Annotated in this window: 11 protein-coding genes and 1 pseudogene; all 12 read left to right on the top strand. The window is 46.2% G+C overall.

Annotated elements, in window-relative coordinates; genetic code table 11:
• Positions 1-18 precede the first annotated feature (18 nt).
• The 12 genes and pseudogenes from ftsI to ftsA all read left to right on the top strand — a co-directional run bounded on the left by ftsI (position 19) and on the right by ftsA (position 14,738).
• Complete coding sequence (gene ftsI / locus REG_RS03820) at positions 19-1,788, top strand: peptidoglycan glycosyltransferase FtsI (protein ID WP_006704537.1); 1,770 nt, start codon at positions 19-21, stop codon at positions 1,786-1,788.
• Complete coding sequence (gene murE / locus REG_RS03825) at positions 1,775-3,319, top strand: UDP-N-acetylmuramoyl-L-alanyl-D-glutamate--2,6-diaminopimelate ligase (RefSeq protein WP_006704538.1); 1,545 nt, start codon at positions 1,775-1,777, stop codon at positions 3,317-3,319. The genes ftsI and murE overlap by 14 nt, the downstream gene beginning before the upstream one ends.
• Positions 3,316-3,531: pseudogene (locus tag REG_RS14475) on the top strand (Mur ligase domain-containing protein); the annotation flags it as partial. The gene murE and the pseudogene REG_RS14475, both read left to right, overlap by 4 nt.
• 90 nt (positions 3,532-3,621) lie before the next feature.
• Positions 3,622-4,881: a UDP-N-acetylmuramoyl-tripeptide--D-alanyl-D-alanine ligase gene (murF, locus tag REG_RS03830; protein WP_407078945.1), complete on the top strand. Its 1,260-nt coding sequence runs from the start codon at positions 3,622-3,624 to the stop codon at positions 4,879-4,881.
• Complete coding sequence (gene mraY, locus REG_RS03835; protein WP_006704540.1) at positions 4,875-5,957, top strand: phospho-N-acetylmuramoyl-pentapeptide-transferase; 1,083 nt, start codon at positions 4,875-4,877, stop codon at positions 5,955-5,957. The genes murF and mraY overlap by 7 nt, the downstream gene beginning before the upstream one ends.
• 2 nt (positions 5,958-5,959) lie before the next feature.
• Entirely contained in the window at positions 5,960-7,399 is a 1,440-nt protein-coding gene (gene murD, locus REG_RS03840) for a UDP-N-acetylmuramoyl-L-alanine--D-glutamate ligase (RefSeq protein ID WP_039907231.1), read from the top strand.
• The gene (ftsW, locus tag REG_RS03845) at positions 7,399-8,751 is read left to right on the top strand and encodes a cell division protein FtsW (RefSeq protein ID WP_006704542.1); all 1,353 of its coding nucleotides are present in this window, start codon (positions 7,399-7,401) and stop codon (positions 8,749-8,751) included. The genes murD and ftsW overlap by 1 nt, the downstream gene beginning before the upstream one ends.
• 150 nt (positions 8,752-8,901) lie before the next feature.
• Entirely contained in the window at positions 8,902-9,966 is a 1,065-nt protein-coding gene (gene murG, locus REG_RS03850) for an undecaprenyldiphospho-muramoylpentapeptide beta-N-acetylglucosaminyltransferase (RefSeq protein WP_006704543.1), read from the top strand.
• Positions 9,967-10,125: 159 nt separating this feature from the next.
• Positions 10,126-11,607, top strand: a complete 1,482-nt coding sequence (murC, locus tag REG_RS03855) for a UDP-N-acetylmuramate--L-alanine ligase (RefSeq protein WP_006704544.1) — start codon at positions 10,126-10,128, stop codon at positions 11,605-11,607.
• On the top strand, positions 11,600-12,520 hold the full coding sequence (locus REG_RS03860; protein WP_039907233.1) for a D-alanine--D-alanine ligase: 921 nt from the start codon (positions 11,600-11,602) through the stop codon (positions 12,518-12,520). Before murC ends, REG_RS03860 begins: the two co-directional genes overlap by 8 nt.
• Positions 12,521-12,645: 125 nt before the next feature.
• Positions 12,646-13,485: a cell division protein FtsQ gene (ftsQ, locus tag REG_RS03865; protein ID WP_039907331.1), complete on the top strand. Its 840-nt coding sequence runs from the start codon at positions 12,646-12,648 to the stop codon at positions 13,483-13,485.
• On the top strand, positions 13,482-14,738 hold the full coding sequence (gene ftsA, locus REG_RS03870; protein ID WP_006704547.1) for a cell division protein FtsA: 1,257 nt from the start codon (positions 13,482-13,484) through the stop codon (positions 14,736-14,738). The genes ftsQ and ftsA overlap by 4 nt, the downstream gene beginning before the upstream one ends.
• Positions 14,739-14,787: the final 49 nt, after the last annotated feature.

Genomic DNA, 14,787 nt, shown 5'->3' on the forward strand with positions numbered 1-14,787 from the left:
CCCAGGTCAAGGAACCTAATGAAAACAGCTAAAACAATCAACAAGTTGAAACATCGAAAGCCACAAACCAGCTTTATTAGCTGGCGTTTCGCTTTACTTTGTAGCTGTATTTTATTGGTGATGATCGGATTAATGATCCGTACAGCATACCTACAAGTGATCAATCCGGAACAGCTGGTACGTGAAGGCGACATGCGTTCGCTGCGCGTGCAGTCCGTCCCCACTGCCCGCGGCATGATCAGCGACAGATCAGGACGTCCATTGGCGGTGAGTGTACCTGTTAATGCCATTTGGATCGATCCTAAAGCATTACTTGACGCAGGGGGATTCACTTCAGATCCACGTTGGAAAGCACTCTCTGACGCATTAGACATCCCTTTTGATCACTTAGTTAAACGTATTAATGCTAATCCTAAAGGACGTTTTATTTATTTAGCGCGTCAGGTCAATCCGACTACCAGTGATTATATTCAAAAATTAAAATTACCCGGTATCCATTTGCGAGAAGAATCACGCCGCTATTACCCTGCCGGTCAAGTGATGGCACATATTATTGGCGTGACGAATATTGATGGCCAAGGCATTGAAGGAATAGAAAAAAGTTTTAACGATTGGCTTACCGGCCGTCCTGGCGAGCGTACGGTACGTAAAGATCGCTATGGGCGGGTGATAGAAGACATCTCTTCGATTGAAAGCCAGGCAGCCCATAATTTGACCTTGAGTGTGGATGAACGTTTACAAGGGTTAGTCTATCGTGAACTCAATAATGCAGTGGCCTTTAACAAAGCAGACTCGGGCTCTGCCGTTTTGGTTGATGTAAATACAGGTGAAGTTTTAGCCATGGCCAATAGCCCTTCTTACAATCCGAATAATTTAACTCATACCACTCAAGCCGCGATGCGTAACCGGGCAATAACGGATAATTTTGAGCCCGGTTCAACCGTGAAACCAATGGTAGTAATGGCCGCCTTACAGAATGGGGTGGTGGAAGAAGACAGCTTATTAAATACCCTGCCGTATTACATTAATGGCCATGAAATTAAAGATGTGGGGCGTTATACCAAGCTATCGATAACAGGGATCTTACAAAAATCGAGCAATGTGGGGGTTTCTCGCATGGCATTAGCGATGCCTGCGGCATCATTAGTCGATACTTACTCTCTTTTTGGTTTTGGTAAAGCCACCGAATTAGGATTGGTGGGCGAGAGTAGTGGTCTATATCCTAGTAAAAGAAAACGTTGGTCAGATTTAGAAAAGGCTACTTTTTCTTACGGCTATGGACTGATGGTAACACCACTACAATTAGCCAGAATCTACGCCACCATCGGCAGCATGGGGATTTATCGTCCACTGTCGATTATTAAGGTCAATGCCCCGGTGATAGGTAAACGTATTTTCCCTGAAAAATTAGTTCGCAGCGTGGTACATATGATGGAAAGCGTCGCTTTACCTGGTGGGGGTGGCGTAAAAGCCGCGATTAATGGTTATCGGCTAGCGATTAAAACCGGGACGGCAAAAAAAGTGGGTCCTGACGGAAAATATATGAAAAAGTACATTGCTTTTACCGCTGGCGTTGCTCCAGCTAGCAATCCTCGTTTCGCGTTGTTGGTGGTGATTGATGATCCACAGGCAGGAAAATATTACGGCGGGGCGGTTTCTGCTCCGGTATTTGGCGCCATCATGCGAGGGGTATTACGTACCATGAACATTGAGCCTGATGCCCTGCCCACGGTGAATGAAAGCCAATTGGTCGTGAATAGAAAAGAGGTATTAGGTGGCAGATCGTAACTTACGCGATTTATTGGCTCCTTATTTATTGGATCCTTACAAGCAAGATGTTCCGTCACTCCCATTGAGTGAAATGGTTTTAGATAGCCGCCTTGTCGCTAAGGGGGATGTATTTATCGCGCTTGTCGGTCACCAAACGGATGGACGTCATTATATTTCACAAGCTATCGCGCAAGGCGCTACCGCGGTTATTGCCGAGGCGCAAGGCCAATCAGCCCCTTCTATACCCACACAACAACGCGGCGGCTTCAAAGGCGAAGGGTATATCACGACAATACAGGGGGTGCCGATAGTCTACCTCAATCATTTAAATCAACATCTGTCTAAACTCGCTGGACAATTTTATCATCAGCCCGGGGCGCGATTAAAACTGGTTGGCGTCACGGGTACCAACGGCAAAACCACGCTCACACAATTATTGGCACAATGGAGTCAAGCGTTAGGCAATATTAGTGCAGTCATGGGAACCCTCGGTAATGGTTTATTACAACAATCGCTGATAGCAACAGAAAACACCACAGGCTCAGCCATTGATGTTCAAAAAACACTTAACCATTTTGTCATGCAAGGCGCGAATTTTGCGGCGATGGAGGTGTCTTCTCACGGTTTAGTACAACATCGGGTCACGGCATTACCCTTTACTGCTGCGGTGTTTACCAATTTAAGTCGCGATCATCTCGATTATCATGGCGATATGGCTCGCTATGAGGCGGCAAAATGGCAGTTATTTTCTACTCATCATGCCAAAGAAAAAATTATTAATGCCGATGATCAGGTCGGTCGTCGTTGGCTACACCAATTACCTCATGCAGTAGCAGTGAGCATGGAAGGGAAGATCCCTGCCGATTGGAAAGGTCGTTGGCTGGAAACCAAAAATATCAATTATCACGCCCAGGGTGTCACACTCAGGTTTGATTCAAGCTGGGGTGAGGGGCGTTTGGTGAGCCGTTTGTTAGGGGCATTTAATGTTAGTAATTTATTAATGGCTTTAGCGACGCTATTAGCATTGGATTACCCATTAAAAAAACTCGTGGCGACGGTATCACAGTTGCAGGCCGTTTGTGGGCGAATGGAAGTATTTAATGCGTTAGATAGACCAACAGTGATAGTGGATTATGCACATACTCCCGATGCGTTAGAAAAAGCATTAGCCGCCGCGCGTTTACATTGCAAAGGTCAATTATGGTGTGTGTTTGGCTGTGGTGGTGATCGAGACAAAGGCAAACGCGCCCTGATGGGTGGCATTGCTGAGCAATGGGCGGATCATCTGGTAGTGACCGATGATAACCCTCGCACTGAGGATCCTGGTGCGATTGTCGCGGATATTCTGAGCGGTTTGGTCGAGATAAGGCATGCTGTGGTGATACATAATCGAGCTGAGGCTATTAACAGCGTTGTGATGCAAGCAAAAGAGCAGGATGTAGTGGTAGTGGCAGGAAAAGGGCATGAAGATTACCAATTAGTGGGGAATCGGCGGCTAACTTTCTCTGACCGCCATATTGTCGCACAACTCTTAGGAGCCATAGCATGATTCCTCTTTCTTTGCGGCAATTAGCCCAGGTGCTTAATGCAGAATTGATAGGCATTGAACACGCAAGTGATCACGCCCTGGTAACCCAGGTGGTCATTGATAGTCGAAAGCTAAGCACAGGTTGTCTCTTTGTTGCTTTAAAAGGAGCACGTTTTGATGGGCATGACTTTGCCGAAGAGGCGATTACCGCCGGCGCTATAGCATTGTTGGTTAATAAAATTGCAATGAATAAACAGCAAGTTGATCCCTCTTTATACCCTTCGCCTTTGAAGTTGCCTTTCGGCTGCCAGGGCGACCGACCGATGAGCGTAGACAACTACGTGATTCGGCGAGCACCCGCAGCCAACAACGCGACGGCTTCAAAGGCAAAGGGTATATCATTAAAAAGCGTTCCCTTACCGATCCCTCAGCTCGTGGTGCAAGATACTCGCCTCGCATTGGGACAACTCGCCTCTTGGCTGCGTCAACAAGTATCGGCTCGTGTGGTCGCGGTAACCGGCTCTTCCGGCAAAACCTCAGTAAAAGAAATGACGGCAGCCATTTTACGTCAATGCAAAACGCCGACGAAAAAAAATAGCCATGTGCTTTATACCTCAGGTAATCAAAATAATGATATCGGAGTGCCATTGACGTTATTGCGTTTAACCGCTGAACATGATTTTGTGGTGATTGAACTGGGGGCTAATCATTTGGGGGAGATTGCCTACAGCGCCGGTTTATCGCGTCCTGAAAGTGTATTAGTGAATAATTTAGCGGCAGCGCATCTGGAAGGGTTTGGCTCTTTGGCTGCAGTGGCTCAGGCAAAAGGTGAAATATTTTCTGTCCTCCCGCCACAGGGTTACGCCATTATTAATGCAGACAGTCACGACTGGCCACATTGGCAGGGGATGTTATCTCAGCAACGTGTTTGGCGTTTTGCATTCAATGCCGGTGACGGCATTGATTTTTTTGCCAGTGATATCAAGGTTGATTCTCAAACAACGCGCTTCATTTTACATTCGCCGTTGGGTTCAGTGGAAATTTCATTGTCGTTGCTCGGTCGACATAACGTGGCCAATGCATTGGCCGCCGCGGCCTTAGCCATGTCAGTCGGGGCAGATTTGGAGGCAATAGCTAAAGGATTAGCGCAATCCCATGCAACTCCTGGACGATTATTCCCTATTCTATTAGCAGAGGGAAAATTATTACTCGATGACAGCTATAACGCCAATGTGGGCTCTATGATAGCAGCAGCACAGCTATTGGCAGAGATGCCAGGTTACCGCGTTATGGCGGTGGGTGACATGGGGGAATTAGGCGAAACCGCAGTAGATTGTCATCGTCAAGTGGGCTCTGCTGCGAGGCAAGCAGGGATAGATAAAGTGTTGAGTGTAGGGACGCTCAGTCAGCAACTCAGTAGCGCAAGTGGTAATGGTGAGCATTTTCATGATCAGGTGGTGTTAACAGCGCGTTTAAAACAGTTGTTACAGGCGCACCCGATTATCACCCTATTAATTAAAGGTTCACGCAGTAGCGGCATGGAAAATGTCGTACAAGCGCTACAGGAGAACGCATCATGTTAGTTTTGCTCGCTGAATATTTAGTGAAATTTTATTCTGGTTTTAATGTTTTTTCTTATTTAACCTTTCGCGCCATTGTGAGTCTGCTAACCGCATTTTTTATTTCTTTGTTGATGGGGCCCTATCTGATTGTGTGGTTACAGAAGCTACAGCTTGGCCAAGTGGTACGTGATGATGGACCTGAATCACACTTGACCAAGAGTGGCACCCCAACGATGGGAGGCGTGATGATTTTGTTCTCCATCATTATTGCTATTTTAATGTGGGCTTATCCCTCTAATCCTTATGTCTGGTGTGTGTTGTTTATTTTGGTCAGTTACGGCGTGATAGGGTTTGTTGATGATTATCGTAAAGTGGTGCGCAAAAATGCTAAAGGTTTAATTGCGCGTTGGAAATATTTTTGGCAATCCGCTATCGCGCTCGTTGCCGCTTTTACCATGTATAGTATGGCGCATGAGATGCCAGCCACTCAATTAGTGGTGCCCTTTTTTAAAGATGTTATGCCGCAATTAGGTTTGCCCTATATCCTGTTAGCGTATTTTGTCATCGTTGGCACCAGTAATGCCGTTAACCTGACCGATGGGCTCGATGGATTAGCGATTGTGCCGACCGTATTGGTCGCAGCCGGTTTCTCATTGATTGCCTGGGCTACCGGCAATGTAAATTTTGCCCATTATTTGCATATCCCTCATCTGCGCTATGCAGGTGAGCTAGTGATTGTTTGTACCGCTATCGTGGGTGCAGGTCTAGGCTTTTTATGGTTTAACACTTATCCCGCTCAAGTGTTTATGGGGGATGTTGGTTCGCTGGCGCTGGGGGGGGCATTGGGTACCATCGCAGTGTTGCTGCGTCAGGAATTTTTATTGGTCATTATGGGCGGTGTATTTGTGGTTGAAACTTTATCCGTGATCTTACAGGTCGGATCTTTTAAATTGCGCGGCCAGCGGATTTTTCGCATGGCGCCGATTCATCATCATTATGAACTTAAAGGGTGGCCAGAACCCCGGGTCATTGTGCGTTTTTGGATTATTTCGTTGATGCTAGTCTTGATTGGCCTGGCCACACTGAAGGTACGGTAATTATGATCGACTATCGCGGCAAAAAAGTGGTCATTATTGGGTTAGGATTAACCGGAATCTCCTGTGTCGAATTTTTTATGGCAAAAGGGGTTACACCTAAAGTGATGGATACTCGCATTAATCCACCCAATACAGATCAACTTCCTGCTGTATTAGAGTGTCACTTTGGTTCACTCAATCAAAAATGGTTGTTAGAGGCTGATTTAATTGTGGCTAGCCCCGGTGTGGCGCTGGCCGACCCCCTGCTAAATCAAGCAGTGGAAGCTGGACTAGAGGTGATCGGGGATATCGAATTATTTTGCCGTGAAAATCAGGTTCCGATTGTGGCGATTACCGGCTCTAATGGAAAAAGCACTGTCACTACACTGCTGGGTGAGATGGCGCGCAATGCGGGTTGGCAGGTAGGGGTTGGTGGTAATATTGGCATTCCAGCTTTAACGTTATTAAAGCAAAAATATCAATTAATCGTACTGGAATTATCCAGTTTTCAATTAGAAACCACCTACAGTTTGCAGGCACAGGTGGCAACCATTCTTAACATTAGTGAAGATCACAGTGATCGTTATCCTCAGGGGCTCGAGCAGTACCAAGCGGCCAAATTACGCATTTATGAAAATGCACACACCTGTGTTGTCAATGTTGATGACGCACTGACCAAACCAAAACAAGATACCAACGCGCATTATATACCCACAGTCCTTCAAGTTGCCGCTAGGCGGCCAGGACGTGAGACCGATGAGCGTAGACAGCTACGTGATTCGGCGAACGCCCGCAGCCAACAACGCGGCAGCTTCGAAGGCGAAGGGTATAGTAGCTTTGGTGTGGATGTTGGCGACTATCACCTGCATAAACAACAAAATACCGTTTGGTTACAAGCGCATGGTGAGAAAGTGTTAGAAACAAGCAAAATGAAACTCTGTGGGCGTCATAATCATATCAATGCCTTGGCTGCATTAGCCTTGGCCGATGCGGCAGGTATCCCGCGCTCATCTAGCCTGGCTGTATTAACCACCTACTCTCGGCTCGCTCACCGCTTCCAGTCAGTATTTAAAAATAAGGGCATAAGTTGGATTAACGATTCCAAAGCCACTAATGTCGGCAGTACCAAAGCGGCGCTCGAGGGTTTAGCAATCGAAGGAACCTTGTACCTGCTGTTGGGCGGTGACGGCAAATCAGCTGATTTTTCACCCCTGCTTCCCTTTTTACAAGGTGAGCGTATTCGTATCTACTGTTTTGGCCGTGATGGCCAAAAATTGGCGCAATTACGCCCTGAAATTTCGCAATGTACCGATACTTTACAGCAAGCAATGAGACTGCTCGCGCCGCAATTAGTCACTGGAGATCTTGTCTTACTTTCTCCCGCCTGTGCGAGCTTAGATCAGTTTCGTAATTATGAACAACGGGGTAACGAATTTGCCTGTTTAGCAAAGGAGTTAGGCTGATGTATTTATCGAGATTACTAAAAAAATGTCGACATTGGCGGATGCGTTCGCCAGAAAACGCCTCCGCCAATGAGATTGTAATATACCCTTCGCCCTTGAAGTTGTCGCTAGGCGGCCAGGGCGTGAGACCGATGAGCGTAGACAGACTACGTGATTCGGCGAGCGCACCCGCAGCCAACAACGCGGCAGCTTCAAAGGCGAAGGGTATAAACGACGATTTTAGTAATCCAAGACTATATGACAGAACCCTAGTATGGCTGACTTTTGCTTTAGCAATGATAGGTTTAATCATGGTGACATCAGCATCAATGCCGATCGGGCAACAACTTGCCGGTGATCCTTTTCTATTTGCCAAACGCAACGCACTTTATCTTGTGTTGGCATTGTGCAGTTCGCTGGTGACTTTACGCATTCCGATGGCGATCTGGCAGAGGTATAGTCATGTTCTTTTGCTTATTTCTATTCTGCTACTGTTAGTGGTATTGATAGCGGGCAGTTCTGTCAATGGTGCATCACGTTGGATCAGTTTTGGTTCCTTGCGTATTCAACCCTCCGAGCTCTCTAAGTTAGCGCTATTTTTTTACCTCTCGAGTTATTTGGTACGTAAAACATCAGAAATACGCAGTAATTTTTGGGGATTTTGTAAACCGATGGGGGTGATGATAGCCCTCGCCGTATTGCTGCTCGCTCAACCTGATTTAGGCACGGTGGTGGTGTTGTTTATCACCACACTGGCCATGTTGTTTTTAGTCGGGGCAAAGTTATGGCAATTTTTGGCGATTATTGGTTGCGGGATCTTTGCCGTTTGTCTGCTGGTGATTGCCGAACCTTATCGCCTCACTCGGGTGACATCGTTTTGGGATCCTTGGGCTGACCGTTTCGGCACTGGCTACCAGTTAACCCAGTCATTAATGGCATTTGGCCGAGGTGAGCTTTGGGGGCAAGGCTTAGGGAATTCAATACAAAAAATGGATTATTTACCCGAAGCGCACACTGATTTTATTTTTTCTATTTTAGCTGAAGAACTTGGTTATTGCGGTGTAGCCCTCACGTTGTTGATGGTATTCTTCGTCGCTTTGCGTGCTATGTCCATTGGACGGCGTGCATTAAAGGCAGAACAACAATTTTCTGGTTTTTTAGCCTGCTCTGTGGGGATCTGGTTTAGTTTTCAAACCTTGATTAATGTCGGCGCGGCGGCGGGAATACTCCCAACCAAAGGCTTGACTTTACCTTTAATTAGCTATGGTGGTTCAAGCTTGCTGATTATGTTTACCGCAATTGTATTGTTGCTACGTATCGATTTTGAAACACGTTTGGCAAAAGCACAGGCGTTTATTAGGCATATGAAATAGTCTTATACCCACAGCCCTTGAAGTTGCCTTCGGCTGCCAGGGAGTGAGACCGATGAGCGTAGACATACTACCTGATGAGGCGAACACCCGCAGCCAACAACACGGCGGCTTCAAAGGCGAAGGGTATAGAGCCTAATTAAGAGGATTCCTATGAATAGTGAAACGAAACGTTTAATGATCATGGCTGGCGGTACAGGGGGGCATGTTTTCCCTGGCTTAGCAGTGGCTCACTATCTAATAGCACAAGGCTGGCAAGTGCGTTGGTTGGGGACAGCAGACAGAATGGAAGCAGATTTGGTGCCTCAACATGGCATTGAAATAGATTTTATCCGAATCTCAGGCTTACGTGGCAAAGGGCTATGGGCTCAATTGTTAGCGCCAATACGTATATATCGGGCGATATGCCAAGCAAAAAATATTATGCGTGACTACCAACCGCATGTGGTTCTAGGAATGGGCGGATATGTCTCAGGTCCTGGTGGTTTGGCTGCCCGCTGGTGTGGTGTCCCTTTGGTGGTGCATGAACAAAACGGGATTGCCGGTTTAACTAATCGCGTACTCGCTAAAATTGCAAAAAAAGTATTACAGGCTTTCCCCGGGGCATTACCCCATGCTGAGGTGGTAGGTAATCCTATTAGAATGGATGTACTCACGTTACCTCCCCCTAAAGAAAGACTGGCAGGGCGTCAAGGGGCGATACGGGTGTTAGTGATAGGGGGAAGCCAAGGTGCTCAAATATTAAATCAAATCTTACCTGAGGTCGCAGCACAGCTTGGCGATAAAGTGACCGTATGGCATCAAGTGGGGCAAGGGGCACTGACCGACGTTTTACAAATTTATCAACAGCTAGGCCAAGAGCATCAGCATAAAATTACTGAATTTATTGATGATATGGCCGCCGCTTATGCTTGGGCCGATGTGGTAGTGTGCCGCAGTGGCGCCTTAACCATCAGTGAAATCGCAGCGGTTGGATTGCCAGCAATCTTCATTCCGTTTCAACATAAAGATCGTCAGCAGTATTGGAATGCCGTACCGCTAGAAAAGGTAGGCGCCGCCAAAATTATTGAGCAACCGCGATTAACTGCACAAAGGTTAAGCAATCTGCTAGCGAGTTGGGATCGAGCAACATTAATGGTAATGGCCGATAAAGCGAGAACGATGGCGATCTTGGATGCAACAGAACGGGTTGCGGCGGCAATAATAACGGCCGCATGAGTATACCCTTTTCCTTTGAAGCTGCCGTGTTGTTGGCGGCGGGAGTCGACCGAATCACATAGTATATCTACGCTCATCGGTCTCACCCCTGACCGCCTAGCGACAACTTCAAGGACTGTGGGTATAACAGACATTTATTATTATTGAATAGGCGAAAAAGTGAACACACAGCAATTGGCGAAACTACGTACTGTGGTGCCTGAAATGAGGCGAGTTAAACACATTCACTTTGTTGGCATCGGCGGTGCTGGCATGGGGGGTATCGCTGAAGTATTGGCTAATGAAGGCTATCAGATCAGCGGCTCTGATCTCACCTCTAATCCAGTAACAAAGCAACTCAGTCAATTGAACGTGAAAATTTATTTTGATCATCAAGCGAAAAATGTACAGGGTGCGAGTGTTGTGGTGGTTTCTAGTGCTATTCCCGAAAATAATGTAGAAATCGTTGCCGCCCGAGCCGCCCGTATTCCGGTGATCCGACGGGCGGAAATGCTGGCTGAATTAATGCGTTATCGCCATGGTATCGCGGTCGCCGGTACGCACGGTAAAACCACCACTACCGCGATGGTGGCCAGTATTTATGCCGACGCGGGGCTAGATCCCACTTTCGTTAATGGCGGACTGGTCAAAGCCGCCGGGGTTCATGCACGTTTAGGTTGTAGTCGTTATTTGATCGCCGAGGCCGATGAAAGTGATGCTTCTTTTCTCCATTTACAACCGATGGTGGCGATTGTAACCAACATCGAAGCAGACCATATGGACACTTATCAAGGAAATTTTGAAAATTTAAAACAGACCTTCATTAATTTTTTACACCATTTACCTTTTTATGGCCGAGCGGTCATGTGTATCGATGATGCCAGAATACGTGAAATATTGCCGCGCATAGGTCGCCACATCACCACCTATGGTTTTAGTGATGATGCTGATATACAGATTAAAGATTATCAACAACAACAAGCACAGGGGTGTTTCACGCTGTGTCGGCCAGGTAAAACAGAGCTCAAGGTGATGTTGAACGCGCCAGGTTGCCACAATGCACTTAATGCAGCGGCAGCGATAGCGGTGGCAACAGAAGAAAGGATCAGTGATGATTGCATTCTAACAGCATTGGCCAATTTTCAAGGCACTGGACGCCGTTTTGATTTTCTTGGTCATTTTTCGCTCGAAAAGGTGAATGGCAAAAAAGGCAGTGTCATGTTGGTTGATGACTATGGCCATCACCCAACCGAAGTCGCTGTGACCATCAAAGCGGCTCGTGCCGGCTGGCCAGAAAAACGCATTGTGATGATTTTTCAGCCGCATCGTTATAGCCGTACCCATGATCTGTACGATGATTTCGCCAAGGTATTAGCTGAAGTCGATGTGCTACTGATGCTTAACGTCTATGCCGCTGGAGAAAAACCCATTCCAGGTGCTGACAGCCGCTCACTGTGCCGCACGATACGTGTACGTAATCCTGATCAGTTAGAGCCCATTTTTATTTCAGACAATGAAGCCCTGCTTGATATTTTAGCAAAACAGTTAAATGACAATGATCTGGTCTTAATTCAAGGAGCAGGCAACATTGGTAAAATCGCGCGCCATTTGGCCGAATCAAAATTACAACCTGGGCATAAAAATGAAGAAAAGCATGGCTGAAAAAATCGCGGTACTGCTCGGGGGTACTTCTGCTGAACGTGAAATATCATTGCTATCTGGCCAGGCCGTGTTAAAAGGCCTCATTGAAGCCGGGATTGATGCGCACGCAGTAGACACGCGAGATGTGCCCGTGACCCAGTTAAAAGAACAGGGATTTAGTAAAGTATTTATCGCGCTCCATGGTCGCGGTGGTGAAGATGGCAGCTTACAAAAACAGTTGGCATCTCTACAACTACCCTATACTGGCAGTCATGCAGCGTCTTCCGCGCTGAGCATGGATAAATTACAAACAAAATTAAGATGGCAATCGTTAGGCTTACCCATAGCGCCCCATGTTGCTTTAACCTCTCAGCAATTTGCCGCCCTTTCTTCTGGTGAATTAGCAAGACAGATCGCGGATCTTGGTTTTCCTCTTATCGTAAAACCAAGCCATGAAGGCTCTAGCCTCGGGATGAGCAAAGTTAATGCGTTTAACGAACTGCCCCCCTCGCTGGAAAAAGCGTTCCGTTATGATGAGGAAGTACTGATTGAAAAATGGCTCAGTGGATCCGAGTTCACAGTGGCAATACTGGGAGAGCAAACGCTACCCTCAATTCGGATCCAGGCTCCCGGTATCTTTTATGATTACGATGCTAAGTATTTGTCGAATCAAACCCACTATTTTTGTCCAAGTGGCTTAAACGAAAAACAAGAGCAACAATTAGCAGCGTTAGCAAAACAAGCTTATCAAGCGTTGGGTTGCAGTGGTTGGGGTAGAGTCGATGTAATGCAAGACAGTGATGCTAATTTTTATCTGTTGGAGGTGAATACTTCACCTGGTATGACCGAGCATAGTTTAGTTCCCATGGCGGCACGGCAGTATGGATTGAATTTTTCTCAGCTAGTGGTGCAAATTTTGGCATTGGCTGATTGATATACCCAATGAATTTCAAGTTACGGCAAGGCAGCCAAGGGGTGAGACCGATGAGAGTAGATAGACTACCTGATGAGGCGAGCACCCGCAGACAACAAAGCCGTAACTTAAAAGGCGAAGGGTATATGTCACAAGCTGCTCGAAACCCCCATCTGCCCCAGACGAAAAAAAATAAAGAGGCGGGGAGTAACAGCGATAGAAAAAGGAAGCAATTCGGAGGGCTTCTTTTCTTGCTGATAATATTAGCAACCCTATTTTTGATGGCGTGGGCCATCATCCACTGGATGAAAGGTGATGACCGTTTACCTTTATCAAAATTGGTGGTGATGGGCGAGCGTCATTTCACCACTGATGATGATATCCGCCAAGCCATTTTGGCGCTAGGTTCGCCAGGTTCATTTATGAAACAGGATGTGAATGTGTTTCAGCAGCAGATTGAACGCTTGCCTTGGATAAAACAAGTCAGCGTACGTAAGCAGTGGCCAGATGAATTAAAAATTCATTTAGTAGAATATGTGCCAATAGCACGTTGGAATGATTTTTATCTACTTGATAATGAAGGAAAGATATTTAGTGTGCCTTTGACACGTTTGGGTAACCGCGCACCTATGTTGCTTTATGGTCCAGAAGGTACTGAGCATGATCTGTTAAAGGGGTACCGAGCGATCAATCAAATATTGGCCAGCAATAATTTCAGGTTAAAAATGGCTCAGATGAGTGCGCGTCATTCTTGGCAACTGGTTTTAGATAACAATGTTCGGCTCGAATTAGGTCGAAATGAGCATATTGAACGTTTACAACGTTTTATTGAATTGTATCCGTTGTTAGAAAAACAAGCTGATAATAATAAAAAATTAAATTATATCGATTTACGTTATGACACCGGTGTTGCAGTAGGTTGGTCATCGATTTTGAGTAACCAACCAAATAGTCATCAGCAACAGAGACAGGCAAAACAACCATGATCAAGTCAACAGACAGAAAACTGGTAGTGGGTCTTGAAATCGGTACAGCAAAAGTTTCTGTATTGGTTGGTGAGATTCTACCCGATGGCGTGATCAATATTATTGGTGTCGGTAACTGTCCTTCTAAAGGTATGGAAAAAGGGGGGGTTAACGATCTTGAATCCGTCGTAAAATGTGTACAACGTGCGATTGATCAGGCTGAATTAATGGCCGATTGCCAAATTTCTTCCGTCTATTTGGCGCTATCGGGTAAACATATTAGTTGTCAAAATGAAATAGGGATGGTGCCCATTTCTGAAGAAGAAGTGACGCGGGAAGATGTAGAAAACGTAGTGCATACGGCCAAATCGGTACGTGTACGTGATGAACATCGCATCCTACACGTTATTCCGCAAGAATATGCTATCGATTACCAAGAAGGCATCAAAAATCCAGTTGGGCTTTGTGGGGTACGGATGCAAGCGAAAGTTCATCTGATTACCTGTCATAACGATATGGCAAAAAATATTGTCAAAGCAGTTGAACGTTGCAATCTACAGGTTGATCAACTTATTTTTTCTGGTTTGGCAGCCAGTTATGCGGTATTAACCGAAGATGAACGTGAGCTCGGTGTTTGTGTCGTTGATATCGGCGGCGGCACTATGGATATGGCAATTTACACCGGAGGCGCACTACGCTTCAGCAAAGTGATCCCTTATGCCGGCAATGTGGTGACCAGTGATATTGCTTACGCTTTTGGCACTCCCCCTAGTGATGCAGAAACAATCAAAGTCAGATACGGATGTGCATTCGGATCTATTGTCAGCAAGGATGAAAGCGTAGAAGTACCCAGTGTCGGTGGCCGTCCTCCTCGCAGTCTGCAAAGACAGGTATTGGCGGAAGTCATTGAACCCCGTTACACAGAGTTACTTAATTTAGTTAATGAACAAATTTTACAGTTGCAGGAGCAATTACGTCAGCAAGGGGTAAAACATCATCTTGCCGCCGGCGTTGTACTGACGGGGGGGGCGGCGCAAATTGATGGCCTGGTTACTTGCGCACAACGGGTATTCCATGCTCAGGTTCGCATTGGCCAACCGCTCAATATTACTGGGCTGACTGATTATGCTCAGGAGCCTTATTATTCTACTGCTGTTGGGTTATTACACTATGGTAAAGAGAGTCACCTTAATGATGAATCAGATACAGAAAAACGTGCCTCAGTGTACAGTTGGTTTAAACGTATCAATAGCTGGCTGAGAAAAGAGTTTTAATGTCTTAACTTTATATTTCAACCAAGAGATTAAACTGGAGACAATTGTT

It is taken from the genome of Candidatus Regiella insecticola LSR1 (genome assembly GCF_000143625.1).
Taxonomy (GTDB): domain Bacteria; phylum Pseudomonadota; class Gammaproteobacteria; order Enterobacterales; family Enterobacteriaceae; genus Regiella; species Regiella insecticola.

Excerpts from the sequence above, each read along its gene's own strand:
- mraY (WP_006704540.1), top strand. The coding sequence starts at position 4,875 with ATGTTAGTTTTGCTCGCTGAATATTTAGTGAAATTTTATTCTGGTTTT.
- ftsQ (WP_039907331.1), top strand. The coding sequence starts at position 12,646 with ATGTCACAAGCTGCTCGAAACCCCCATCTGCCCCAGACGAAAAAAAAT.
- ftsW (WP_006704542.1), top strand. The coding sequence starts at position 7,399 with ATGTATTTATCGAGATTACTAAAAAAATGTCGACATTGGCGGATGCGT.
- REG_RS03860 (WP_039907233.1), top strand. The coding sequence starts at position 11,600 with ATGGCTGAAAAAATCGCGGTACTGCTCGGGGGTACTTCTGCTGAACGT.
- murF (WP_407078945.1), top strand. The coding sequence starts at position 3,622 with ATGAGCGTAGACAACTACGTGATTCGGCGAGCACCCGCAGCCAACAAC.
- ftsA (WP_006704547.1), top strand. The coding sequence starts at position 13,482 with ATGATCAAGTCAACAGACAGAAAACTGGTAGTGGGTCTTGAAATCGGT.
- murD (WP_039907231.1), top strand. The coding sequence starts at position 5,960 with ATGATCGACTATCGCGGCAAAAAAGTGGTCATTATTGGGTTAGGATTA.
- ftsI (WP_006704537.1), top strand. The coding sequence starts at position 19 with ATGAAAACAGCTAAAACAATCAACAAGTTGAAACATCGAAAGCCACAA.
- murG (WP_006704543.1), top strand. The coding sequence starts at position 8,902 with ATGAATAGTGAAACGAAACGTTTAATGATCATGGCTGGCGGTACAGGG.